A 23,080-nucleotide genomic window follows, 5' to 3' on the forward strand; every position below is an offset into this window, starting at 1 on the left:
GCTGGGTGAAACGATTCAGACCCGCAAGCTAGGACCCCTTCGGAAAGGTGTCAAGCGCTCCGACCAACCCTGTTGTCTGTGATCCGGCCGTGAACTTGGGCTATTGAAACTTTTTCGACCCTGACCATTGACGCGCCCCGGCCGCCGTGCCTACGGTCCCGGCAATCCAGTTGAAACCTTTCACGACCAGGTGGAGGCCCTCGGGTTCTCCGGCCGGTGTCGTCGAGGAGCCTCACATGACCCACCCGCCTGACACGGGGCCGACGCCGGTGCTGGCGCTGAAGGGCGTCTCCAAGTCCTTCGGCGCCGTACGCGCTCTCAGGGGCGTCTCCCTGGAGCTGTTGCCCGGCGAGGTGCACGCCCTTGCCGGCGAGAACGGCGCGGGCAAGTCGACGCTGATCAAAACCCTCGCCGGGGTGCACCGGCCGGACGCCGGCCAGGTGCTGTTCGACGGTCGGCCCGTCGTGTTCCACGGCCCCGGCGACGCCCGCGACGCCGGCATCGCCGTTATCTACCAGGAACCCACCCTCTTTCCCGACCTGCCGATCGCCGAGAACATCTTCATGGGCCGCCGGCCGAAGCGGTCCCTCGGCCGGATCGACCACAAGGCCACGCATGCGGCGACCCTGGCCCTGATGAAGCGTCTCGGCGTCGAACTCGACCCGGACCGGCCGGCCCGTGGTCTGTCCGTCGCCGACCAGCAGATCGTCGAGATCGCCAAGGCGCTCTCCTTCGAGGCGCGGGTACTGATCATGGACGAGCCGACGGCCTCCCTGACCGGCAGTGAGGTGGCGCGGCTCTTCGGGGTCGTGCGCACCCTGCGGGAACAGGGTGCGGCGGTGCTGTTCATCTCGCACCGGCTGGAGGAGATCTTCGAGATCTGCCAGAAGGTCACCACATTGCGCGACGGCGCCTGGATCTCCAGCGAGCCGATCGACGGCATGACCGAGGACGACCTCGTACGGCGCATGGTCGGCCGCGAGCTCGACGCGCTGTATCCCAAGCAGGACGTGGCGCCGGGCGAGGTGGCGTTGAGCGTGCGGCGCCTGACCCGCGAGGGCGTGTTCACCGACGTCTCCTTCGAGGTGCGGCGCGGCGAGATCGTCGGCCTCGCCGGACTCGTCGGCGCCGGCCGGACCGAGGTCGCGCGGGCCGTCTTCGGCGTCGACCGCTGGGACGCCGGCGAGGTCGAGGTCGCCGGGCGCAGGCTCACCAACGGCGCCCCGTCCACGGCGATGGCGGCAGGGCTGGCCCTCGTCCCGGAGGACCGGCGCGCCCAGGGCCTGGTGATGGGCATGTCCATCGAGCGCAACATCGGCCTCACCGGTCTCCGTACGACCGTCAGGGCGGGGCTGCTGGACCGCGGCGCGGAACGCAGCCGCTCCCTCGACTGGGCCGTCAGGCTCAAGGTGAAGTACGCCAGGATCGCCGACGCCGTCTCCACCCTGTCCGGCGGCAACCAGCAGAAGGTGGTCCTCGCCAAGTGGCTGGCCACCGACCCGAAGGTGCTGATCGTCGACGAGCCGACGCGCGGGATCGACGTCGGTACGAAGGCGGAGGTGCACCGGCTGCTGTCCCAGCTCGCCGCCGACGGGGTGGCGGTGCTGATGATCTCCTCCGACCTGCCCGAGATCCTCGGCATGGCCGACCGCGTGCTCGTCATGCACGAGGGTCGGCTCACCGCCGAGATTCCCCGCGCCGAAGCCACCGAGGAAGCCGTGATGGCCGCAGCCACCGGGAGGGCCGCCGCATGACGGTGACCACCCAGGATCAGTCCCCCGCCGCCGAGGTGCCCCACTCCGCCGGCACCCGGCTGGTCGACCGCGTCTTCAAGATGCGCGAACTCGCCATCCTGGCCGTCCTCCTGGTGATGATCGCCGTCACCCAGGCGGGCAACAGCGAGTTCCTGTCCGAGCAGGGCATCAAGGACCTGCTGCTCAACGCGACCATCCTGGTGCTGGTCGCCACCGGCCAGTCCCTGGTGGTGATCACGAGGAACGTCGATCTGTCGGTCGGCTCGACCCTCGGCATCAGCGCCTTCGCGGCCGGCACCTGTCTGCACGGCGGCGGCGACGGCGTCGTCGCGATCCTCCTCGCCGTCCTGCTGGGAGTCGGTTTCGGCCTGCTCAACGGCCTGCTGGTCAGCCTCGGCCAGGTGCCCGCCCTCGTCGTCACCCTGGGCACGCTGTACATCATCCGCGGCGTCGACTCCATCTGGGTCGGCTCCCGCCAGATCACCGCGGCCGACCTCCCGGGCGGTTTCGTGGACTTCGGCTCCGGGGGCGTCTCGGCGGTGCCATGGCTGGCCCTGATCGCGCTGGTGGTCCTGGTGGCGACGGCGTACTACCTCAAACACTTCGGCAGCGGGCGGGAGCTGTACGCCCTCGGCTCCAACCCCGATGCCGCGCGCCTGGCCGGTATTCCGGTCCGCAGGCGGATCCTGGCCGCCTACACCTTCTGCGGCGGCCTCACCGGGCTCGCGGGCGCGATGTATCTGGCCCGCTTCGGAAACGTCGACTCCGGCACCGGAAACGGTTACGAACTCACCGTCGTCAGCGCCGTCGTGGTCGGCGGCGTCGTCTTCACCGGCGGCTCGGGAAGCGTGTACGGAGCCGCTCTCGGCGCCCTGTTGCTCACCTCGATCAACAGCGTGCTGCCCGCTCTCGGCGTCAGCTCCGTCTGGGTGCTCGCCATCAACGGCGTCCTGCTGCTGCTCGCCATCGCCGTCGACCGGATCGTCGCGCTGCGCGTCGCCGCCGCCCTGAAGAAGAAGTCGGACCGGAGGAACACCCCCATGGCGAAGGAGAACACCGGTGCCTGATTCGCTGACCCGCGCCGTTCGCTGGGACACGGTCGTCGGCGCGCTCCTGGTGGTCCTGCTGCTGGTCTCCTTCGGCACGGTCGACGGCTTCGGCAACGCCCTCAACCTGTCCTTCCTGATCGGCAACTCCCTGCCGATCGCCCTGATCGCCCTGCCGATGACCCTCCTCGTCGTCTCCGGGGAGATCGATCTGTCCGTCGCCTCGACCGCCGGCCTGTCCGGTGCGGTGATGGGCAAGCTGTGGAACGACGGTATGGCCATCGAGACGATCATCCCGCTGTGCCTGCTGCTGGGCGTGGTGTGCGGGCTGGTCAACGGGCTCCTCGTGACCCGCCTCGGGCTGCCCTCCCTCGCCGTCACCATCGGCACCCTCGCCGCCTACCGGGGCATCGCCCAGATCGTGCTCGGCTCCGACGCGGTGACCGACTTCCCCACGCAGTACCTGGACTTCGCGGCCGGCCGGGTCGGGAACTCCTTCCTGCCCCAGGCGTTCCTGCCCTTCCTGGTGCTGCTCGCCATCGCCGTGGTCGTCCTGCACGCCACCCCGTTCGGCCGGTCGCTGTTCGCGATCGGCGCGAGCCAGGAGGCCGCGCGGTTCGCCGGCATCCGGGTGAAGCGGACCAAGCTGCTGCTCTTCGTGGCCACCGGGTTCATGTCGGCGCTCACGGGTGTGTTCTGGGCGCTGCACTACGCCAGCGCGCGGTACGACAACGCCACGGGTCTCGAACTCTCCGTCGTGGCGGCCGTACTGCTCGGCGGCATCGACTTCGACGGCGGCAAGGGGACGCTGGGCGGCGCCGTCGCCGGGGTGTTCCTGCTCGGGGCGCTGCAGAACGTGATGAGTCTGCTGAACGTCTCCGCGCAGTCGCAGATCGTCGTCACCGGTGTGCTGCTCGTCGTCTCCGTGTTGGGCCCGCGAGTCGCCCGGCAGATCTCGATGGCCCGGGCGGCCGGTTCCGCCGGTTAGGCCGTTCCTCGGCCGCGGACCCGTCGTGGCCGGTCGCTCCCCCGAGTACTCGGCTCCGCTCGAACCCGGGGGGACCCCCATCGCGGCGGTATCCGTACATCAAACACAGCCCCGCGCCCCTGTCGGGGCACTACACCACTCCTCCTTGCAAAGGACCGACCCCTATGCGCAAGCCCTCGCTCCGCCGCACCTGCGCCGCCCTCGCCGTCGGTACGTCCCTCGCCCTGGCGCTCACCGCCTGCGGCGGCACCACCAAGAAGGACGTCAAGGCCGACAACGCCTCCGCCGCCTCCGGTGGCACGGCCGACCCGAACGCCGCCACCAAGAAGGGCCTGACCGTCGGCTTCCTGCCCAAGCAGGTCAACAACCCCTACTTCACCACCGCCGACAAGGGCGGGGAGAAGGCGCTCACCGAACTCGGCTCGAAGTACAAGGAGGTGGGCCCCTCCAGCGCCACGGACACCTCGGGGCAGGTCAGTTACGTCAACACACTCACCCAGCAGCAGGTGAACGCGATGGCGGTCTCCGCGCAGGACCCGGGTGCCCTGTGCACCGCCCTCAAGCAGGCCATGAGCAACGGCATCAAGGTCGTCACCTACGACTCCGACACCACCCCCGGCTGCCGCAACGCCTTCGTCTCGCAGGCGTCCGCCGAGGACCTCGGCCGTACCGAGGTGCAGTTGCTCGCGCAGCAGATCGGGTACAAGGGCGAGATCGCCGTCCTGTCCGCCGCCCAGACCGCCACGAACCAGAACACCTGGATCGGGTACATGAAGGACGAGCTGAAGGACCCGAAGTACAAGGACATCAAGCTGGTCAAGATCGCGTACGGCAACGACGACGCCCAGCAGTCCTTCCAGCAGACCCAGGGCCTGCTCCAGCAGTACCCGGACCTGAAGGGGATCATCTCCCCGACCACCGTCGGCATCAAGGCCGCCGCCCAGTACCTGTCGGGCTCGAAGTACAAGGGCAAGGTCAAGCTGACCGGCCTCGGCACCCCGAACGACATGCGCAAGTACGTCAAGAACGGCACCGTGGACGCCTTCGAGCTGTGGGACCCGGCCGAGCTCGGCGACCTGGCCGCCCGCACCGCCGTCGCGCTGGCCTCGGGGCAGATCAGCGGCAAGGAGGGCGAGACGTTCAAGGCCGGCGGTACGACGTACACCATCGGCAAGGACGGCGTGATCACGCTGGGCAAGCCGACCGTGTTCGACGCCAAGAACATCGACCAGTTCAACTTCTGAGTTCGCGGAGGCCAGTTGATGCAGCGCGTGTGTTTCCTGCTGAAGGTCAGGGCGGACCGTCTCGACGAGTACCGTGAGCGGCACGCCGCCGTGTGGCCGGAGATGCTCGACGCCCTGAAGGCGACCGGCTGGCACAACTACTCGCTGTTCCTGCGCGAGGACGGCCTGCTCGTCGGCTATCTGGAGACCGAGGACTTCGCCGCCGCCCGGGCCGGCATGGAGGCGGCCGAGGTCAACGCGCGCTGGCAGGCGGAGATGGCGCCGTTCTTCGAGTCGCTGGACGGCGCCCGGCCCGACGAGGCCATGAAACCGCTCACCGAGGTGTTCCACCTGTCATGACCGCCGCCGGAAGCGGGCTCGCGGCCAGCCGGCGCACCAAGCTCGTCCTCGACCGGTACGACAACGCTTACGCGGTTTTCCCGTTCGGCCGGATCACCGCCGCGTCGAAGGCCGCCGGGCACACCGACTGGACACTGCTGTACGACGGTGGTGACCGGAACGCCTTCGGCGAGGTGGTGATCGACGAGACGCGGATCCGGGCGGACAGCGTCCTGTCCTTCATGTACCAGGAGAAGTCCACCGGTACGACGCCCTCGCCCCTGTACGTGGCCGACTTCGCGCTGCCGGCATGACGGTAATGTGAAGGTCGTCCCGCCGCCCCTAGTCTCCCCTGGAGGTCTTCGCCCGATGACCCAGTCGGTGGGTATCAAGGACGTCGCCCGTGTCGCCGGAGTATCGGTCGGCACGGTGTCGAACGTCATCAACCGCCCGGACACCGTCGCGAGCGAGACCCGGGCGCGGGTGCTGTCCGCGATCGACCGGCTCGGCTATGTCCGCAGCGAGTCCGCGCGGCAGCTGCGCGCGGGCCGCAGCCGGATCATGGGCCTGCTCGTGCTCGACATGGGCAACCCGTTCTTCGTGGACGTGGCGCGGGGCGCCGAGCGGGCGGCCCGCGAGGCCGGGCTCGGCGTGATGGTGTGCAACAGCGCCCAGAACGCCGCCGAGGAGGCCGACTACCTGGGGCTCTTCGCCGAGCAGCGGGTGCGGGGCGTGCTGCTGACCCCGGCCGACGCCACCGGCCGGAACATCGAGACCTTCCGCCGGCACGGCATCCCGTTCGTGCTGGTCGACCGGGTCGCCGAGGGCACCACCGAGTGCTCGGTGTCCGTGGACGACGTGGCCGGCGGCGCGCTCGCGGTGCGGCACCTGGTGGATGCGGGCCACCGCTCCATCGCCTACGTCAGCGGACCCCCCGGCCTCAACCAGGTCCGCGACCGCCGTACCGGCGCCCTGCACGCTCTCGCGGAGGCCGGGCTCGGCCCCGAGGCGCTGCGCGAGCTGCCCACCGAACGCCTCGACGTGGCCGCCGGCCGCGACGCCGGCGCCCGTCTGCTGGGCCTCGCCGACCGCCCCACCGCCGTCTTCTGCGCCAACGACCTGCTCGCCCTCGGCGTCCTGCAGGCCATGTACGCCGCCGGTGTCACCGTCCCCGACGACCTGGCCATCGTGGGCTACGACGACATCGAGTTCGCGGCGGCCGCCGCCGTACCGCTGACCTCCGTACGGCAGCCCGCCGTCACCATGGGCGCCCTCGCCGCCGAGCTGCTGCTGGAGGAGACCGAACAGGCCGAGGGCACGCGCACGCACGAGCACCGCCGGGTGGTGCTCCAGCCGGAGCTGGTGGTGCGCCGTTCCAGCCTCGTGGCCCGCTGAGCCGGGCGCTGACCGGAAGTTCAGTAAGAATCCATGATCCGCGGGCTCCGTGCGGGCCCGGTCATGTGCTGAACTGGGACCCGTCCATACCGTCCGTCCCGGGAGACCCGTTGAGCCTCAGCTACCGCCAGCCCGGCGTCATCCTCACCGACCGCCGCTTCACCGTGCCCCTCGACCACGCCGCCCCGGACGGCGAGACGATCGAGCTGTACGCCCGTGAGGCGGTCGCGAGCGACAAGGCCGGGCAGGAGCTGCCGTGGCTGCTGTATCTCCAGGGCGGCCCCGGCTTCGGGGCGAATCGTTTCGTCGGACGTCAGGCCTGGCTCGACCGGGCTCTGAAGGACTACCGCGTCCTGCTGCTCGACCAGCGCGGCACCGGCAGCTCCACCCCGGCCACCCGGCAGACCCTTCCGCTCCGCGGCGGCCCCGCCGAGCAGGCCGACTACCTCACCCGTTTCCGCGCCGACGCCATCGTCCGGGACTGCGAGGCCATCCGCGCCGAGGTCACCGGCGGCGCCCCCTGGACCGTGCTCGGCCAGAGCTTCGGAGGCTTCTGCGCGGTGGCGTACCTCTCCCTCGCCCCCGAGGGCCTGGAAACCGCCGTGATCACCGGTGGCCTGCCCTCGCTGCACGCCCACGCCGACGACGTCTACCGTGCGGCCTACCCGCGCATCGAACGCAAGGTCGGTGCGCACTACGCCCGCTACCCCCAGGACGTCGAGCGGGCCCGCCGGATCGCCGACCACCTCCTCACCCATGACGTGACCCTCCCGAACGGGTACCGCTTCACGGTCGAGGCTTTCCAGTCCCTCGGACTGATGCTCGGCGCGAGCGACGGCAGCCACCGGCTGCACCACCTCCTGGAGGACGCCTTCGTCCGCACACCGTTCGGCCTGGAGCTGTCCGACGCCTTCCAGGAACAGGCCCAGTCCCTGCTGTCGTACGCCGCCCACCCCCTCTACGCGCTCGTCCACGAGTCGATCTACGGCCAGGACGCCCGCCCCACCGCCTGGGCCGCCGAACGGATCCGCGCCGAGTTCCCGCAGTTCGACGCGGCCAAGGCGCTCGCCGGTGACACCCCGGTCCTGTTCACCGGCGAGACGGTCCACCCCTGGATGTTCGAGGCGGACCCCGCCCTGCGCCCGCTGCGCGAGACGGCCGACCTGCTCGCCGCCCGCACCGACTGGCAGCCCCTCTACGACCCCGCCCGCCTCGCCGCCAACGAGGTCCCGGTCGTGGCGGCCGTCTACCATGACGACATGTACGTCGACACCGCCCACTCCCTGGAGACCGCCCGTGCCATCCGCGGCCTGCGCACCTGGGTCACCGACGAGTTCGAACACGACGGCCTGCGCGCGGGAGCGCCGCGCGTACTGGACCGGCTGCTGGCGATGGCGAGTGACGCGGTGTGAAGCGCCCCCGAAGGGGCGCGGGGCTGTATCGACATGCGGCTCCGCCGCGTGGGCGCGAGAAGCCACGACGGGCCCGCACCCGCCAGATGGCAGACGTGGGCGGACGATTGGTGTGCAGCCCATGACCGAGCCGAAGACCACTCAACTCCAGCCCATGCCCGAGGACTGGCAGCGCGCCCTGGCGGTGGTGGCGCACCCCGACGACCTGGAATACGGGTGCTCCGCGGCGGTCGCCGTCTGGACCGACGCCGGCCGCGAGGTCGCCTACGTCCTGGCGACCCGCGGCGAGGCCGGCATCGACACCCTCGACCCCGCCGCGTGCGGCCCGCTGCGCGAGCGCGAGCAGCGGGCCGGCGCGGCCGTCGTGGGCGTCACCTCGGTCGAGTTCCTCGACCACCGGGACGGGGTGATCGAGTACGGGCTCGCGCTGCGCCGCGACATCGCCGCCGCGATCCGCCGCCACCGCCCCGAACTGGTCGTCACCCTCAACCACCGGGACACCTGGGGCGAGGTCGCCTGGAACACCCCCGACCACGTCGCCGTGGGCCGCGCCACCCTGGACGCGGCCGCCGACGCCGGGAACCGCTGGATCTTCCCGGAACTCACCGAGCAGGGACTCGAACCCTGGAACGGCGTCCGCTGGGTCGCCATCGCCGGCTCCAGCCGACCCACCCACGCGGTGGACGCGGGGCCCGGGCTGGAGCGGGCGGTGCGCTCGCTGCTCGAACACCGCACCTACATCGAGGCGTTGACCGACCAGGACCCCGAGACGTACGTCCGCGAATTCCTGACCACGCAAACCACCGCCGTCGCCGAGCGCTTCGGCGGCATACCGGCGGTGGCCTTCGAGGTGTTCGGCCGCTGAAGGCGCCCGGCACAGGGCGGTTGTGCAGGTCAGTAGGCTGGAGGGCATGCCGGAACAGACTGCGGACCCCTCCGACCTGCGGGGCGCGTGCGCCCAGTGCTTCGGGCTGTGCTGTGTCGCCCTGCCCTTCGCCGCGTCCGCCGACTTCGCGCTGGACAAGCCCGCCGGGAAGCCGTGCCCGAACCTCCAGGGCGACCACCGCTGCGGCATCCACGCCGACCTGCGGAAGAAGGGTTTCACCGGCTGCACGGTCTACGACTGCTTCGGCGCCGGACAGAAGGTCTCCCAGGTCACCTTCGGGGGCCAGGACTGGCGGACGGGGTCCAAGGAGCGCGCACGGCAGATGTTCGACGTGTTCCCGGTCGTACGGCAGTTGCACGAGCTGCTGTGGTACCTCACCGAGGCGCTCGGACTGCCCGCCGCCCGTCCGGTCCACCCGGAGCTGCGGCGGGCGCTGGCGGAGACCGAGCGGCTCACCCGGCAGACCCCGCAGGAACTGGCCGCGCTGGACGTGGCCGCGCACCGGCAGCAGGTCAATGTGCTGCTGCTGCGGACCAGCGAGCTGGCCCGTTCCGGTGCCGCCGGCGGGAAGGGAGGCAAGAAGGGCAAGGGCAAGGGGAAGGACCGGCGGGGCGCGGATCTCATCGGGGCCCGGCTCCGGGGTGCCGACCTGCGCGGGGCGAGCCTGCGCGGCGCGTATCTCATCGCCGCCGACCTCACCGGCGCCGATCTGCGGGACGCGGACATGATCGGCGCCGATCTGCGCGACGCCGACCTGACCGATGCGGACCTCACCGGCGCGTTCTTCCTCACCCAGCCCCAACTCAACGCGGCCCGCGGCAGCACCGGCACCAGACTCCCGGAGTCGGTGACGCGCCCCACGCACTGGACAGCGGCCGGCTGATCCGCGGCGCCGACCGGCCAAGGCCGGCTCGGTGTGAGGTGGGGACCGCGACGGTGCGCCGGGGCCGGGCGGTGCCGAGGGGATGGGTCCGGCGTGCTGTTCGGGTTCAGTGTGCGGGCTGGTGCGTGGGAGGGCCGCGGATTGGGATGGTGAGGGCGGCGGTGGGTCGGGCGGGGCGTCCCGGTCGGGCGGTGTCGAGCGGGTGGGTCCGGTGTGCGGGCTGGTGCATGGGAGGGCCGCCGGTCGGGGTGGTGAGGGCGGCGGTGTCCTGGGCGGCGGCCGGGTCTGGTCGTGCCGAGCGGAAGGCCCGGGTGCTGTTCGGGCTGGTGACCTCGGTGGTGCCCCGGGCCGGGGGCCGAGTCGGGCGACGGCCCCAGGGTGCCTTCCGGCGTCGGCGCGCCGACTGGTGTGCCGGATAGCCGTCGGTCGGGCCGGTGACCCCGGCGGTGTTCTGACTGGGCCCGGCGGGCTGTTGGGCTTCAGTGCGTCGACTGGTGTGCCGGACAGCCGCCGGTCGGGCCGGTGACCGGTGGGCCCTCGGTGGGCCTGTCCGTCGCATGGGCGGCGTTCGGCTCCGCGGCGCTTCCCGGCGCGCTCACCCCGTGCGCCGGGCACGCCTGTGGCGCGCTCGGCCCCGGTGTCGGGTCGGCCTCCGGTGCCCGTACCGGCGCCGGCCGGCGTACCAGGCTCAGCCGCAACCCCTCCGGCATCACCGTCAGCCGCTCGGTCACGGTCAGCCGGTACGCCGGGTCGGGCAGCAGGTCGTAGCGGCGCAGCAGGAGGCCGAGGACCAGCGTCGCCTCGTGCAGGGCGAACTGGCGGCCGATGCAGGCCCGCGCGCCGGTGCCGAACGGTTTGAAGGTGTGCGGGGGACGAGACCGTACGGCCACCGCCTCGAAGCGGTCCGGGTCGAAGCGCTCGGCGTCCTCGCCCCAGACCTCCGGGTCGCGGTGCAGCATCGGTGTCAGCACCAGGGCCCACGCGCCCCGCAGCATCGGGTGGTCGTCGGCGAGCACGGTGTCCTGCCGGGCCTCCCGGGCGAAGGCCGGGGCGGTCGGCCACAGCCGCAGGGACTCGTCCAGCACCCGGCGGACATGGCGCAGCTTGGCCACCTGGTCGTAGCCGGGCTGTGCGGTGTCGCCCCAGACGCGGTCCACCTCGGCGCGCGCCCGGGCGGCGATCTCGGGGTGCCGGGCGAGGTAGTACAGGGCGAAGGAGAGCGCGCCCGAGGTGGTCTCGTGGCCCGCGACCAGGAAGGTGATCACCTGCCTGCGGACGTTCTCCGCCGACAGCTTCTCGCCGGTCTCCGGGTGCGCCGTCTCCAGCATCCGGTCCAGCAGGTCGCCCTCCCCGCGGCCCGTCCGGCGCCGCTCCGCGACCAGGTCGTCGACCGTCCTGTCCAGATACGCCATGTCGGCTGCGTTGCGCCGGGCGGCGGTGCGCAGCAGCAGCGGGGCCAGCGGCCCGGGCACGCTGTTCAGGCGCTGGGCGTAGGTGAGCGTGCCGACCATCGCGGTGACGAAGGGGTGCGGGCGGTCCCGCTCGAAGGAGCCGAAATCGTGCCCGAAGCCGGTCCGTGCGATCGTCTCCAGGGTCAGCTTGGTCATGTCCCCGGGCACGTCCACCGTGCGCCCGGCCGCCGCCTCCCGGTCCCAGTGATCGGTCAGGCGTCCCGCGACCGACAGCATCATCCCGTGGTAGGCCTCCATGGCCTCCCGGCTGAAGCCGGGGGCCAGGACGTCGTGCGCGAGCTGCCAGTTGGGCTCGTGGTTGTAGGCGGTGAACAGGCCGTCCCCGGCGACCGGCCGCAGATTGGCCACGCCGAGACCGACGTGTTTGGCGAACCGGGACTCGTCGGCCAGGTCCGCGGCCGGCCGGGCGCCCCACACGAACACGAACTCCTTGCCGAAGGCCCGCCGCCGGAAGATCGGCCCCAGCTCGCGCGCGAAGCGCATGGAGTCCTGGATCGGCTTGCGCCGGTCGACGCCGAGCACATCGCCGAGCAGCGGCACCCGGCGCGGCGGATGCGGGATGCGATGCAGCTCCGGCCAGCCCAGTTCGGCGCTGCGGAATCCCTTCGGCAGCTCCGTCTCCGTCGTCTGCGTCCTGCGCGTCGTCTCCGCCATGACGCCGATCTCCCTTGATCCAGCGGACCGTTGAACCCGCGAGGTGCAGCTGTGGCGCGCCGTGTTGTACGTGGGTTCAATAACCGGCTTCAGTCTGGTCCGCTTGTTGAACCCGCGTCAAGTAAAGTGACGTCATGCCCGCGAACCAGGGGGAGCGCGCCCGGCGCAGACTCAGCACCGCGGAACGCCGTGAGCAGCTGCTGTCGGTCGGCGCGAAGCTGTTCTCGGAGAGCCCCTACGACGACGTGTGGATCGAGCAGGTCGCCGAGATCGCCGGGGTCTCCCGCGGGCTGCTGTACCACTACTTCCCGACCAAGCGGGACTTCTTCGCGGCGGTCGTCGAGCGCGAGAGCGAGCGGATGCTGCGCATGACGGCGGCCGTGCCCGGTGTGCCGGTGCGCGAGCAGCTCACCGCCGGGCTCGACACCTACCTCGGTTACGTCCAGGCCCACGCCCACGGCTTCCGCGCCTTCCATCGCGCCGACGCGGCCGGCGACCAGGCCGTACGCCGCGTCTACCAGCGGGCGCTGGCCGCCCAGGAGCAGCAGATCCTCGCCGCGCTCGCCGCCGACCCCGAGTTCGGGCCCGTCTTCGAGAACGCCCCGCATGTCCGCCTGGCCGTGCGCGGCTGGCTCGCCTTCACCACCGCCGTGTGCCTGGAATGGCTGCGCGACGGCGAGTTGACCCGCGAGCAGGTGCGCGACCTGTGCGCGCGGGCGCTGTTGGGTGTCATCGCCTGACCACCGCGCACCGCCGTCTCCCCCCTGCCTCATCCTTTCCGTCGGTGGGGTGTGGTTGGCGTGCACCCCGATCTCCGATAGGTTAGGCAAGGCTTACCTAAGGAGGGCGAGGATGGGTGACACGCAGGACTGGACGGCCGCACCCGGCGCGGCGGAGCGGGCACGGTCGGTGCTGGCCGCCGCCTGGTCGTGCGCGGTGACCGCGGACGGCGCCCGCGAGGAGTACGTCGGCGCGCACACCGTGACCGATGGCGGCGCCGTGCGGCTGGCGGTGCCCGAGGACAGCGCCCTGCTGACCGCGGCCATCTGCGCACCGCGCCAGGAGCCCTCCGCCGTACTGGAGTTCGCCGACGTGGCCCCCGTACCGATGCGGGGCCGGATCCGGGCGCTGCTCCACCTCGCCGGCTGGTTCGCCCCGGACCGCGGCACCCTGCTGTTCCGGCCCACGCGGGTGGTGCTGCGGCGGTCCTCCGGGGCCGTGGTGGTCGACCTCGACGAATACGCCGCCGCCCGGCCCGACCCGCTCGCCCAGGCCGAGGCCCGGCTCCTGACCCACCTCGCCGACGCCCACCCGGACGCCGTCGAGCGGCTGACCCGCCTGGTGCGGCCGGAGAGCCTGCACGCCGCGACCCGCGTGCTGCCCCTCGCCGTGGACCGGCACGGACTGACCCTGCGCATCGAGCGCACCCGCGCCCACGGAGACGTACGGCTGCCCTTCCACACGCCCGCCGACGACGTCGCCCAGCTCACCGAGCGCATGCACGCCCTGCTGGCCCAGGCCGCTGCCGCCGCCTGCCCGCGCGCGCTACAGCGGCAGCGCGCAGACGGCGACGGGTGAGGCGAACGGCTCGCCGGCCGACCGGAGTTCACCGCTGCCCGCGTCGACGTGGAAGACGGTGACCGTCCCCGAGCGCTGGTTCGCCGCGAACAGCAGCCCGCCGTCCGGCGAGAGAGCGATCTGCCGCGGGAAGTCCCCGCCCACCGGAACCGTGCCGAGCAGCCGCAGTCGGGCGCCGTCGGCCTCGATCGCGTACCGCGCGAGGCTGTTGTGGCCCCGGTTGGCCAGGAACGCGTACCCGCCGTCCGCCGTCACCACGAACTGCGCCGGGTAGTTGGCGCCGCCGCCCGAGCCCGTGGGCTGCGGCGCGCCGATCGTCAGCCGGCCGGAGGCCGGGTCATAGCCGCAGACGGCGACCGTGTCGTCCACCTCGTCGGCCAGATAGGCGTACCGGCCGCCCGGATGGAAGGTCAGATGGCGCGGTCCGGCCCCGGGCCGGGTGTGCGCCTGCGCCACCTCCGTCAGCGTGCCGTTCGTCTGGTCCAGGCGGTAGGTGTAGACGGTCTCGGTGCCGAGGTCGACCGCGAGGACGTGGCCACCGTCGGGGCTGGTGATGAACTGATGTGCGTGCGGCCCCTGTTGACCCGGGCCGGGAGGCGGGGTGGTGTGCGTGACGACGTCGGTGCGCTCGCCGAGGGCGCCCGAGTCGTCGATGGGATGCACGGCGACACCGCCCGAACCGTAGTCGGCGCTCAGCAGCCAGCGTCCGGAGGGATGCACCGACAGATGACACGGGCCCGCGCCGCCCGCTGCGCGAGTGCCGAGGACCCGCCGGTCGGCGAGGCGTACGGCCGTCACACCGCCGTCCTGGCGCTCGTCCACCGCGTACAGCGTGCGGCCGTCCGGATGTGCGGCGAGGTACGACGGGTCGGGGACGCCGGTGAGCGTGCCGGAGCCGGTGATCCGGCCGGTCGCCGGGTCGTAGGAGGCCAGTCCGATGCCGGTGCCGCCGCCGTCGGCCGAGGTGTAGGTGCCCACGTACAGCGGACGCGGACCGGAGGGCTTGCGGTCTGGTGCGGCGGCCCTGGGCTTGTCGGCCGCGGCAGGGGTGCCCGCCTGCGGGGCGGCGGCCGGGGAGGGCGCCGCCACCACGGCCGCCGTCCCCGCCACGGCTCCGACGAACCGGCGCCGGCTCCAGCCTCCGTTCACCGGCTCGTCGTCCGTGTCCATGCAGCACCTCAGGTCGTCGGTGGGCCCGGTCGTGACAGCCACCTTGGCCTCTGCCGCCCGCGAAGGGCAAGTACGGCAACGGGCGTTGCACTTTACGCAACGGCGCTTACCAGTCGCCGTCCTCCACCGGCTTGCCCGGCGCGTCCTTCAGCGGGGCCACCTGGCCGGCGGACGGCGCCTGCCACGGGTCCAGGTCGTCCCCGAGCCACTCGCCGACCGGTTTGACGGCGCCCAGGGTGTCCGTCGGGGCCAGATCCTGGGCATCGGCGTCGTAGTAGTCGTACCAGGGCAGGCCGGCCCGGGTGTACGCCGTCCGGTCCACCGGCGACGGCGGGGGTGCCTCACCGGTGATGCGCCGCCACTCCGGCGGCGTGACCAGGTGCACGAACACGCGCCCTGCGGGCTCCTCGGACCAGTCGGTCAGCGGCCGGTCGTCCCGGTACACCTCCTGGTGCATCGAGCCGCCGACGCCGAGACCCATCGCGGCGCCGCGGGGTGCCCCACCCGGGGCCGCGGGAGGCGGCATCGCCCCGGGCGCGGAGGCCGTCATCGGCATCGCCGCGCCGTACCCACCCGTCGGCCCGGCCGCCAGGGCCCTGCGCCGCGCCTCCTCCCGCTCCCGCTCGCGGCGCCGCCACTCGGTCAGGAGCGGCTCCCGCAGCGGGAACGACTGGAGCTGCACGCCGCCCCACACCTCCTCACCGGTGACCTGTCCCTCCACCGTCGCCCCCAGGCCCAGGGGCACGGCGACGAACTGGCGGACGGTCCCCTTGCCGGAGTTGATGCCGTCCAGCCAGGGCTGGCGGGGCAGCGCCACGTAGTTCTGCGGATCCCGGGCGAGCCGGTCGCTCCAGGGTCGGCCGGACACCGCGCACACCTTGCCGACCCCGACCTGGAGCGCCGCCGGCTCCCGCGTACCGGAGAAGCTCAGCCACGTCGCCTCGCGCAGATACACCGGCAGCATCACGCCACCGCGCGCCCGCCACTCGGCCGGGACCGTGTCCGGGTAGTCCGAGACGCGCCGGACCGGGAACTCGCCCAGGCCCGGCGGAAGCGGATGCGTGCCCGTCTCCGGCAGCCGCAGCGTGCGAATGAACCGCACCGCCACCTCGCCGGGCAACCGCAGTGTGTTCCCGTCGATCCGCACCCCGGAACCGGCCATCCCCTCGCCCCTCGCATCCGTGCCGGTCGCCCGGCAGCCCTCGCACTCCGTGCCGGCCGTCCCGGCACCCTGCGCGCCGAGCCCTGCCCGGCGCCTTCCTCACCAAAAACGCTCACCGAACCCCGCACGGTTCCGCCACAGCTCCTCCTGCACCCCGAGCCGTTCACGCAGCCGGGTGATCCGGGGCAGCTTCGTCCGCTGCCTGCTGGAGACCCGGTCCAGCTCCTCGAACAGGCGCCGGGTGCGGTGCTCGGTGTTCAGCTCGTCGATGATCCGGGTCGTCTCGGTCAGCACGGCCCCGTACAGCTGCCAGTTCGCCGAGTCCTTGCCGATCTCCTCCTGGAGCAGCTCGGCCAGCCGGTCCCGGGTGCCGGCCGCCGTGTGCAGCTCGGCGGACAGCCGGGCCTCCGCCGACTCGGCGTTCTCGCTCAGATGCGTGGTGACCAGGACCGCGAAACTGACCACCGCGTCGGCGATCTCCGACAGCAGCTGTTCCACGGTCGCCCCGACCCGGGCCGGGAACAACTCCTCGGCCCCCCGGGCCTTGGCCAGGTCCGTGAAAGTACGGGCCAGCACCCGCAGGACCACCGTGCAGATCTCCAGCGCGTCCAGACCGGTGCGCAGCACCACCCGGTGCAGCAGCCCCTCCTTGACCCGCGGATTGAGCCGCAGGCTGTCCTCGGCCTGCCGGAGCGAGGCGTCCACCCGGGAGATGTGCTGGTCCAGCCCCCGCGCCTCGTGCAGCCGCTCGGCCGCCCGCTCCCAGGAGATCCGGCCGGCGGCCTCCTCACCCATCCGCAGCATCAGCTGCCGCACCCGGCGGGCCTGGTCCTCGATCGAGCGCCCCGCCTCGTCCACCCACACCGGGGGCGGCAGCAGCAGATTGCAGGCCGTGCCGACGACCGCGCCGATCAGCGTCTCCACGATTCGCGCCCAGGCGGTGAAACCGACGGTGGTGACCCCGAGGACCAGCATGGCGCTGATCGCCACCTCGGCCACGTACTCGTCGACCCGCACCAGGTGCCCGACGGCCAGCGAGGCCACGATCAGCAGGGCGAGGCTCCACCAGGTCAGCCCCACCAGCACGCTGAAGGCGATCGCGACCAGCACCCCGGCGACCACCGAGTTCACCCGGCGGATGCCGTTGGTGAGGGTGGCGTAGAAGGTCACCTGGACGACCAGCAGCGCGGTCAGCGGCGCGGTGAGCGGGGCCGGCTCGGGGCTCAGCCGGAGGGCGATGACGTAGGCGATCGTGGCAGCCGTCGCCGACCGCAGCGTCTGGACGACCACCGGCTCCCGGCGTCGCTCCACCAGGCGCCGCAGTCCCGTGGCCCACTTCCGTACGTCGTGCATCCCTTGGCCTGTTCCCGTTCCTGGGGTGGGTCGAACGTCCCGCGACGGCGGACCGTTCCTGCCGCGAGGGTCCGTACGGTGATCCCGGCGGTTGAGCGGCTCGACCAGCAGGCCTACGGCCTCGCGCCCATCGCCGGCCGCTGGTGCAGGCGCCCTGGACGCCGCCGTGCACGCCCTGGACATCGCCGTGCACGCCCCGGACATCGCCGTCGTCACCGATCAGAATCGGCCACTCGCACCGACGCCGGCAGCGGCCCTGCGCGGCTTTCGGGGTCGTCAGACGTACAGCTTGTCGATGAACGCGGACAGATTGCCCGTCGTACGGGCGATCTGCTCCTCCGTCGTCAGGGTCTCCTCGAACCGGGCGCCGGACTCCGGCACCTTCCTGCCCCGCACATACAGCGAGCACGCCAGGTCGGTGCACATGTAGAGACCGACCGAGTTGCCCTCGCGGCCCGCCGCCCCCGCCTTTCGTGCGGCCATCAGCGTCACCCCTCCGCCGGGATGTGTGGTCAGACACACCGAGCACATGCTGCGGTGCAGAAACCCGCGCTGCGAGGCCTGGAAGCGCAGCGCCACGCCGACGAGCCGGTCGTCCCGTTCGGTCACCAGATAGCTGCGGTCGGGCGCCCCCGGATCCCGCCAGCCGAGGAAGTCCAGGTCGTCCCACGGGCGTTCGGCGAGATCGCGTGGCACCGTCAGTCGCTTGGCCTCCCCCTTGGAGCAGTTGACAAATGAGTTGCGGATGTCCTGCTCGGTGAGCGATCTCATGGGGGGAGTCCTTCCGGATTCGTCGCCGTGAATCTCTTGGGCCATGAACCTAATGGGTCTAGGTTCGCGGCTAGCCTAAGTAGCCAAGGGGAGGGTGGGCCAATGGATTTCCGGCGGGGGCAGCCGCCGCGCGCCCGACGGGCGCTGGACCATGTCGCCGCCGGGTGAGCGGCCCACCGCTCGACACCGCATCCTGACTTGGTCTCCGGCGGGCTGCGGAGCCTGGCCCGGCCGAGCGCCCGCTGTGTGGCGGGCTGAACTTCCGGCGCCAGGTCGTCGGCGCGCCCCGCGCTTGGGCTCCTCGCATCTCAGGCTGGCCGCAGCGGTGCTGGACCGGGCCACTTCTGCTGCCCGGACAGCGCGGCCGAGCCCGCAGACTTCGGCGTGGCCTCGGTGATGCCGCTGATGGCGCTCGCGGACGCGGACGAGCAGGACTCCCTCGACGACTAGATCGAGAGCCATGTGCACGCAGGCGTGTTGGCACTCGACGCGAGCTACCGGTGGAAGCGGCGGCCCGGAACCTGCCCTTCCCGCTGGAGTGGCTGACCCCGCGCGTCATCGGCGACGCGGCCCGCACCGGCCGGTATGAGCTGCAGGGCCTGAAGATGGGCTGGCGCACCCCGATACGGCTCCCGACCCGGCACCGTCGGCTGCGGCGGTCTCTCCCCGGCCGGGCGTAGACGGCCCCGCAGCCCGGATCAGGTCCCCGTCCTGGACGCCCCCGTCCGCTCCGGAAGGGGCCGCTACCGGTGTACAGGCTCCGGCCACCTCGCGATCCTCAGGCCCGGCGACACCCTGTACGCCCGCCTCCAGCCCTGCCGTGAGGCCTTCCGGACCGACGGCTCGACACCGGGCTCGCCCCGTTCCGCGGGCCGTCGCCGACCGTGCCGCGGCCCGCGCGGCAGGCGACCGAACTCCCGCCCGCGCCGCTGTACTTCGGCTGCGACACCCCCGACGCCGACTCCTGCACGCCGGGGAGCTACGGGCCGCCGAGGAGGCCGGCGCGGTCTCGCTGCGCCCGGCCTTCAGCGCGGCCCCGAGAACGGCGCGATGTTCGTCCAGCACCGCATCGCCACCGAGGCCGACGAGGTCTGGCAACTACTGGCATCCGGTGCGAGGGTGGACGTCTTACGTCGAGGACGTGTACACGGCGGGGTGAGCCGCGCCCCGAACGGACGCTTCCCGCACCTCCCGCTTAGCTCAGACCGTGAACTAAGGGTTGGCAGAATCTCGCCTTCCGCCTGTCCGAAGGGGTATGTTGCAGGTCGGGCAGGGTTTGTGAAGGGAGCGGCATGGCGGGGCGTAACGGGCGCACGGTGCGCGACCTCAGGCGCGGCAACCGTACGGCGGTGCTGCAGAAGCTGTACTTCGACGGCCCCCTCAGCCGTTTCGAACTGGGGCCGGCCACCGGCCTGAGCTCCGGCTCGGTCAGCAACGTGGTCGCCGATCTGATCGCGGACGGTCTGGTCGAGGAGGCGGGCAGCGTCGACTCCGACGGCGGCCGGCCCCGCACCCTGCTCCGCGTCGCCCCGGACAGCGGGCAGATGATCGGCGTCGACGTCGGCGAGACCCGGGTCCGTGTCGAGCTGTTCGACCTGGCCCTGACCGAACTCGCCCGCACCGAACGCCGGTTGGCCCCGCAGGGCTATGACGTCGAGGTGATCGCCGGCCACATCCGGGACGGCATCGCCGAGGTCCTGAGCGCCGAACAGGCCGTGCCCGAGCGGCTGCTCGGCGTCGGGGTCGGCGTCCCCGGCATCGTCGAGCACACCCCGGAGCAGGGCGCCGTCGTCCACGGGCAGACCATCGGCTGGGACGCCGTCCCGCTGGAGCAGTTGCTCCGCTCGGCCTCCCGACTCCCGGACGAAATCCCGTACTTCATCGACAACGGCGCCAAGACGCTGGGCCAGGCGGAGATGTGGTTCGGCGCGGGACAGGGCGCCCGCAACGCCGTGGTGGTGCTCTTCGGCTCCGGCGTCGGCGCCTGCGTGGTCACCCCCGAGGTGGAGCACGGGCGGGCGGTGGAGTGGGGGCACCTGACCGTGCGGGTGCGCGGACGCCGCTGCCGCTGCGGTGCGCCCGGCTGCCTGGAGGCCTACGCGGGCGCCGAGTCGCTGCTGGCCCGCTGGCGCGAGGAGGGCGGACGGCCGCCCGAGGACACCGACGAGGAGACCGCGCTCACCGCGATGCTCGCCGCCGCGTATCCGGCCGAGGGCGCGCAGCCCGACGCGGTCGCGCTGGCCGTGCTGGAGGAGACCGCGGAGTACCTCGGGGCCGGCCTGTCCGACCTGATCAACCTCTTCCAGCCCGAGCGGATCCTCATCGGCGGCTGGGCCGGACTCCAACTGGGTGCCCGCTTCCTGCCGGCGGTACGGCGGCACGCGACGACTTACGCGCTGCGTCATCCGGCCGACAAGGTAACCATCGACCTCGGCCGGCTCGGCCCGGACGCGGTCACCGTCGGCGCGGCGATCCTGCCCCTGGCCGAGTTCTTCGCCAGCGGCGGCCGCCGCCCGGAACCGGTCACCGAGGACCGCCTGCCGGCATGGCGAGCCGCGCTGCGACAGAGGGCCCCTCGCTGACCGACCGCCGCCCGAGCAGGCGCGGACAGTGTGCGACATGCGGCTACCGTCGTGTGGGCCCCAGCCGCGCCGCACACCACCTACGGCCTCCGCCGGCACGGCGCCACCCGCCGCTCAGGCCGGCGGTTCGTCCGCGTCCGGCGCGTCGTCCGCCGGAGTCACTTCGTGCTCGCGCGGCTTGGCCGGTGGGACCTCCCACCGGTCCTCGCCGGCGCCCGCCTGCTGGTCGGGTATGTCCCTCGGGACCGGGCCCGCGTCGCGGCCCTGCTCCGGCTCTCGATGTGCGCCCATGGCGTTCTCCCCTCGGCCCGGGCGCGCGGCGGGTCAGCCCACCTTGCGCCCGCGCATCGGCTCGGTGTCCATCCCCGCTCCCTTGTGCAGGCCGTCGAGGAACTCCTGCACCACCTCGGTCGCCGTGCGCCGCGGCTGCCAGCCCAGCTCGGTGCGGGCGAGGCCGCAGTCCATCAGCGGCAACCGCAGCACGGCGTCGAACAGGTGCGGTGAGGCCGGCAGCAGATGCAGCCCCCAGGCTGCGGCAATCGCCGACCGGGCCGCCGTACGCGGCAGCCGTACCGGGCGGCTGCCCAGCAGTTCGCCGAGCACGCCGGCGTCGAGCGGCGGGTCCGCGGCGAGGTTGAAGGCGCCCCGCGCGCCGTCCGGGTGCACGGCGAGCCGGTAGGCCTCGGCGGCGTCGTCCGTGTGCAGCGCCTGCACCCTGAGCCCCGGGACGTCCGGCAGGATCGGCAGCAGCTCCGGCCGGGCCAGCGGACCGGGCAGGAAACGCCCGCCGAAGATCCGCCGCTGCTCGCTCGCCGACTGCCACTTGAACAGGAACGCCGGGCGCATCCGCACCACCCGCACCTCGGGATGGTCCCGCTCGAACACGTCCAGCGTGCGCTCCAGATAGGCCTTCTCCCGGCAGTAGGCGGCGTCCGGCCAGCCGTGCGTCGGCCAGGACTCGTCCACCGGGCGGTCCTTCGGGCCCGGTGAGTACGCGCCCACCGACGAGGCGTGCACCAGCACCGGCACCCGCGCCGCGGCGACCGCCTCGAACACCCGGATGCCGCCGAGCACATTGGTCCGCCAGGTGACCGCCGGATCGTGCGTCGGCTGGAACGCCCAGGCCAGATGGACCACCGCGTCGGCGCCCTCGAACCGCTCGGCGAGGTTCGCCTCTTCGGAGCCGATGTCGACCGCGGACCACTCGGTCTTCGGCGGCGACCACCCCGGCGTACGGCGGGCCAGTCCGCGCACCGATTTGATCCCCGGGTCCGCCGAGAGCAACCGCACCACACTCGTGCCGACATTGCCGGTGGCACCCGTGACGACGACCCTGATGCCCGCTGCGCTGCTCACCTTCGGCTCCTCTCCGCCCACCCTCCGGGGGACCGGCCGGGTACCCGGGCCCGGGCGCGCGCACACCCGGCCATGACCTGCCAGGTAATCGACCGGTGCCCGGGTGCCCGGAAGCATCGGGGCGTCGGTGCGGCCGAGCAGCGTCGCACCTGGTCCACACCGCCCGAGGAGGCACCGCATGCCGTACTACGACAGCCCGGTCGACGGCACCCGACTGCACTACGTCGACCACGGCCCGGCCACCGGCCCCGTGGCCGTGTTCGTCGCGAGCGCCTACATCGGCCACGAGATGTGGGAGTACCAGATGCTGCCCCTCGCCGAGGCCGGCTTGCGCTGTGTGGCGCTGGACCGGCGGGGCCACGGGCGTTCCGACGACGCCTGGAACGGTTACGACCTCGACACCCTCGCAGACGACCTGCACGGTCTGCTCGACTACCTGGACCTGCGCGAGGCCACCCTGATCGGGCACTCCGTCGGGGCCGGCGAGGCGGTGCGCTGCCTGACCCGCCACGGCTCCGCCCGCATCTCCCGGCTCGCGCTCGTCGCCTCGATCAGCCCGGGCGTCGTCCGCTCACCGGGCACCCCGGACGGCGTCGACCCGGCGGTGGTGCAGGCCGACCTCGAGGTGTTCCGGCGTGACCGGGCGGCCTGGTTCGCCGCCGGTGTGGACAGCTTCTTCGCCGTGCACCTCCCCGGGAACGAGGTGTCCCCCCAGTACGTCCGCTATGTGACCGACCGCAGTATGAACACCGGCCCGCGCGCGGCGACGGGCATCCGGGCCGTCATCGCCGCTCTCGATCTCGCCGCCGAGCTCCCGTCGGTGGACGTACCGGTGCTGGTCGTGCACGGCACCGACGACAGCTCCGCACCCCTGGCCCGCACCGGTGAGCGCACGGCCGAGCTCGTGCCGGACGGCACGCTGAAGGTGTACGAGCACGGTGGCCACGGCCTGTTCGTGACCCACGCGCTGCAGCTCACGGTGGACCTGCGGGAGTTCGTCGAGGCGGGCCGGGCCGTGGCGGCCGGGTGAGGACACCGGCATGCAGGAGCCCCGGC

20 protein-coding genes and 2 pseudogenes are annotated in these 23,080 nt (G+C 72.5%); 15 read left to right on the plus strand and 7 right to left on the minus strand.

The genetic code is table 11. The annotated features are described in order from the left end of the window. The first annotated feature begins 236 nt into the window (after nucleotides 1-236). The 10 genes and pseudogenes from ACFYOH_RS14015 to ACFYOH_RS14060 all read left to right on the plus strand — a co-directional run bounded on the left by ACFYOH_RS14015 (nucleotide 237) and on the right by ACFYOH_RS14060 (nucleotide 9,926). A complete protein-coding gene (locus ACFYOH_RS14015) occupies nucleotides 237-1,754 on the plus strand; it encodes a sugar ABC transporter ATP-binding protein (protein WP_388625181.1) in 1,518 nt (505 codons plus the stop codon). Then, complete coding sequence (locus tag ACFYOH_RS14020) at nucleotides 1,751-2,821, plus strand: ABC transporter permease (protein WP_388625183.1); 1,071 nt, start codon at nucleotides 1,751-1,753, stop codon at nucleotides 2,819-2,821. The genes ACFYOH_RS14015 and ACFYOH_RS14020 overlap by 4 nt, the downstream gene beginning before the upstream one ends. Next, nucleotides 2,814-3,788 (plus strand): ABC transporter permease, encoded by a 975-nt coding sequence (locus tag ACFYOH_RS14025; protein WP_388625186.1) that lies wholly within the window; start codon nucleotides 2,814-2,816, stop codon nucleotides 3,786-3,788. Before ACFYOH_RS14020 ends, ACFYOH_RS14025 begins: the two co-directional genes overlap by 8 nt. Nucleotides 3,789-3,952: 164 nt before the next feature. Then, nucleotides 3,953-5,032, plus strand: coding sequence for a rhamnose ABC transporter substrate-binding protein (gene rhaS, locus ACFYOH_RS14030; protein WP_388625188.1), 1,080 nt, complete (start codon nucleotides 3,953-3,955; stop codon nucleotides 5,030-5,032). Between the two features lie 18 nt (nucleotides 5,033-5,050). Next, nucleotides 5,051-5,371: an L-rhamnose mutarotase gene (locus ACFYOH_RS14035; RefSeq protein WP_388625190.1), complete on the plus strand. Its 321-nt coding sequence runs from the start codon at nucleotides 5,051-5,053 to the stop codon at nucleotides 5,369-5,371. A gap of 17 nt (nucleotides 5,372-5,388) precedes the next feature. After that, nucleotides 5,389-5,664, plus strand: a pseudogene (locus tag ACFYOH_RS14040) (Tat pathway signal sequence domain protein); the annotation flags it as partial. 55 nt (nucleotides 5,665-5,719) lie between these two features. Continuing rightward, the gene (locus tag ACFYOH_RS14045; protein ID WP_388625193.1) at nucleotides 5,720-6,745 is read left to right on the plus strand and encodes a LacI family DNA-binding transcriptional regulator; all 1,026 of its coding nucleotides are present in this window, start codon (nucleotides 5,720-5,722) and stop codon (nucleotides 6,743-6,745) included. 110 nt (nucleotides 6,746-6,855) lie between these two features. Beyond that, a complete protein-coding gene (locus ACFYOH_RS14050; protein WP_388625196.1) occupies nucleotides 6,856-8,157 on the plus strand; it encodes an alpha/beta fold hydrolase in 1,302 nt (433 codons plus the stop codon). A gap of 121 nt (nucleotides 8,158-8,278) precedes the next feature. After that, nucleotides 8,279-9,022, plus strand: a complete 744-nt coding sequence (locus tag ACFYOH_RS14055; protein WP_388625199.1) for a PIG-L deacetylase family protein — start codon at nucleotides 8,279-8,281, stop codon at nucleotides 9,020-9,022. A 46-nt stretch (nucleotides 9,023-9,068) separates the two neighbouring features. Next, entirely contained in the window at nucleotides 9,069-9,926 is an 858-nt protein-coding gene (locus tag ACFYOH_RS14060) for a pentapeptide repeat-containing protein (RefSeq protein ID WP_388625202.1), read from the plus strand. 479 nt (nucleotides 9,927-10,405) lie between these two features. Here the strand turns inward: ACFYOH_RS14060 and ACFYOH_RS14065 are convergent, their stop codons facing one another. Further along, the gene (locus ACFYOH_RS14065) at nucleotides 10,406-12,052 is read right to left on the minus strand and encodes a cytochrome P450 (RefSeq protein WP_388625205.1); all 1,647 of its coding nucleotides are present in this window, start codon (nucleotides 12,050-12,052) and stop codon (nucleotides 10,406-10,408) included. Between the two features lie 134 nt (nucleotides 12,053-12,186). Here ACFYOH_RS14065 and ACFYOH_RS14070 point away from each other — a divergent pair, with 134 nt between their 5' ends. Then, the gene (locus ACFYOH_RS14070) at nucleotides 12,187-12,792 is read left to right on the plus strand and encodes a TetR/AcrR family transcriptional regulator (RefSeq protein ID WP_388625208.1); all 606 of its coding nucleotides are present in this window, start codon (nucleotides 12,187-12,189) and stop codon (nucleotides 12,790-12,792) included. Nucleotides 12,793-12,904: 112 nt separating this feature from the next. Then, nucleotides 12,905-13,630 carry a DUF2470 domain-containing protein gene (locus ACFYOH_RS14075; RefSeq protein WP_388625210.1) on the plus strand — a complete coding sequence of 242 codons (726 nt, stop codon included), beginning with the start codon at nucleotides 12,905-12,907 and terminating at the stop codon, nucleotides 13,628-13,630. On the opposite strand, the gene ACFYOH_RS14080 is transcribed toward ACFYOH_RS14075, so the two are convergent. From ACFYOH_RS14080 to ACFYOH_RS14095, 4 genes are all read right to left on the minus strand, one after another. Then, a complete protein-coding gene (locus ACFYOH_RS14080; RefSeq protein WP_388625213.1) occupies nucleotides 13,598-14,800 on the minus strand; it encodes a lactonase family protein in 1,203 nt (400 codons plus the stop codon). The genes ACFYOH_RS14075 and ACFYOH_RS14080 overlap by 33 nt on opposite strands. A gap of 106 nt (nucleotides 14,801-14,906) precedes the next feature. After that, the gene (locus ACFYOH_RS14085; RefSeq protein WP_388625216.1) at nucleotides 14,907-15,962 is read right to left on the minus strand and encodes a hypothetical protein; all 1,056 of its coding nucleotides are present in this window, start codon (nucleotides 15,960-15,962) and stop codon (nucleotides 14,907-14,909) included. 99 nt (nucleotides 15,963-16,061) lie between these two features. Continuing rightward, nucleotides 16,062-17,315 (minus strand): aromatic acid exporter family protein, encoded by a 1,254-nt coding sequence (locus ACFYOH_RS14090; RefSeq protein WP_388625218.1) that lies wholly within the window; start codon nucleotides 17,313-17,315, stop codon nucleotides 16,062-16,064. A 276-nt stretch (nucleotides 17,316-17,591) separates the two neighbouring features. Continuing rightward, entirely contained in the window at nucleotides 17,592-18,086 is a 495-nt protein-coding gene (locus tag ACFYOH_RS14095; RefSeq protein WP_388625221.1) for an FBP domain-containing protein, read from the minus strand. Between the two features lie 230 nt (nucleotides 18,087-18,316). On the opposite strand from ACFYOH_RS14095, the pseudogene ACFYOH_RS14100 reads away from it, so the two are divergent. Next, nucleotides 18,317-18,766: pseudogene (locus ACFYOH_RS14100) on the plus strand (DUF3626 domain-containing protein); the annotation flags it as partial. Between the two features lie 612 nt (nucleotides 18,767-19,378). After that, a complete protein-coding gene (locus ACFYOH_RS14105) occupies nucleotides 19,379-20,668 on the plus strand; it encodes an ROK family protein (protein ID WP_388625223.1) in 1,290 nt (429 codons plus the stop codon). Between the two features lie 114 nt (nucleotides 20,669-20,782). On the opposite strand, the gene ACFYOH_RS14110 is transcribed toward ACFYOH_RS14105, so the two are convergent. Beyond that, nucleotides 20,783-20,959, minus strand: coding sequence for a hypothetical protein (locus ACFYOH_RS14110; RefSeq protein WP_388625226.1), 177 nt, complete (start codon nucleotides 20,957-20,959; stop codon nucleotides 20,783-20,785). Nucleotides 20,960-20,992: 33 nt separating this feature from the next. Next, nucleotides 20,993-22,024, minus strand: a complete 1,032-nt coding sequence (locus tag ACFYOH_RS14115; protein ID WP_388625229.1) for an SDR family oxidoreductase — start codon at nucleotides 22,022-22,024, stop codon at nucleotides 20,993-20,995. Nucleotides 22,025-22,202: 178 nt separating this feature from the next. Here ACFYOH_RS14115 and ACFYOH_RS14120 point away from each other — a divergent pair, with 178 nt between their 5' ends. Continuing rightward, the gene (locus tag ACFYOH_RS14120; protein ID WP_388625232.1) at nucleotides 22,203-23,054 is read left to right on the plus strand and encodes an alpha/beta fold hydrolase; all 852 of its coding nucleotides are present in this window, start codon (nucleotides 22,203-22,205) and stop codon (nucleotides 23,052-23,054) included. Nucleotides 23,055-23,080: the final 26 nt, after the last annotated feature.

Source organism: Streptomyces sp. NPDC007856 (genome assembly GCF_042868225.1).
Classification (GTDB): Bacteria; Actinomycetota; Actinomycetes; order Streptomycetales; family Streptomycetaceae; genus Streptomyces.

What these genes read in the sequence shown, in the direction of transcription:
- ACFYOH_RS14080 (WP_388625213.1), bottom strand. Translation starts at nt 14,800, where the DNA reads ATGGACACGGACGACGAGCCGGTGAACGGAGGCTGGAGCCGGCGCCGG.
- rhaS (WP_388625188.1), top strand. Translation starts at nt 3,953, where the DNA reads ATGCGCAAGCCCTCGCTCCGCCGCACCTGCGCCGCCCTCGCCGTCGGT.
- ACFYOH_RS14045 (WP_388625193.1), top strand. Translation starts at nt 5,720, where the DNA reads ATGACCCAGTCGGTGGGTATCAAGGACGTCGCCCGTGTCGCCGGAGTA.
- ACFYOH_RS14035 (WP_388625190.1), top strand. Translation starts at nt 5,051, where the DNA reads ATGCAGCGCGTGTGTTTCCTGCTGAAGGTCAGGGCGGACCGTCTCGAC.
- ACFYOH_RS14065 (WP_388625205.1), bottom strand. Translation starts at nt 12,052, where the DNA reads ATGGCGGAGACGACGCGCAGGACGCAGACGACGGAGACGGAGCTGCCG.
- ACFYOH_RS14075 (WP_388625210.1), top strand. Translation starts at nt 12,905, where the DNA reads ATGGGTGACACGCAGGACTGGACGGCCGCACCCGGCGCGGCGGAGCGG.
- ACFYOH_RS14060 (WP_388625202.1), top strand. Translation starts at nt 9,069, where the DNA reads ATGCCGGAACAGACTGCGGACCCCTCCGACCTGCGGGGCGCGTGCGCC.
- ACFYOH_RS14070 (WP_388625208.1), top strand. Translation starts at nt 12,187, where the DNA reads ATGCCCGCGAACCAGGGGGAGCGCGCCCGGCGCAGACTCAGCACCGCG.
- ACFYOH_RS14015 (WP_388625181.1), top strand. Translation starts at nt 237, where the DNA reads ATGACCCACCCGCCTGACACGGGGCCGACGCCGGTGCTGGCGCTGAAG.
- ACFYOH_RS14020 (WP_388625183.1), top strand. Translation starts at nt 1,751, where the DNA reads ATGACGGTGACCACCCAGGATCAGTCCCCCGCCGCCGAGGTGCCCCAC.
- ACFYOH_RS14105 (WP_388625223.1), top strand. Translation starts at nt 19,379, where the DNA reads ATGGCGGGGCGTAACGGGCGCACGGTGCGCGACCTCAGGCGCGGCAAC.
- ACFYOH_RS14095 (WP_388625221.1), bottom strand. Translation starts at nt 18,086, where the DNA reads ATGAGATCGCTCACCGAGCAGGACATCCGCAACTCATTTGTCAACTGC.
- ACFYOH_RS14055 (WP_388625199.1), top strand. Translation starts at nt 8,279, where the DNA reads ATGACCGAGCCGAAGACCACTCAACTCCAGCCCATGCCCGAGGACTGG.
- ACFYOH_RS14090 (WP_388625218.1), bottom strand. Translation starts at nt 17,315, where the DNA reads ATGCACGACGTACGGAAGTGGGCCACGGGACTGCGGCGCCTGGTGGAG.
- ACFYOH_RS14110 (WP_388625226.1), bottom strand. Translation starts at nt 20,959, where the DNA reads ATGGGCGCACATCGAGAGCCGGAGCAGGGCCGCGACGCGGGCCCGGTC.
- ACFYOH_RS14085 (WP_388625216.1), bottom strand. Translation starts at nt 15,962, where the DNA reads ATGGCCGGTTCCGGGGTGCGGATCGACGGGAACACACTGCGGTTGCCC.
- ACFYOH_RS14120 (WP_388625232.1), top strand. Translation starts at nt 22,203, where the DNA reads ATGCCGTACTACGACAGCCCGGTCGACGGCACCCGACTGCACTACGTC.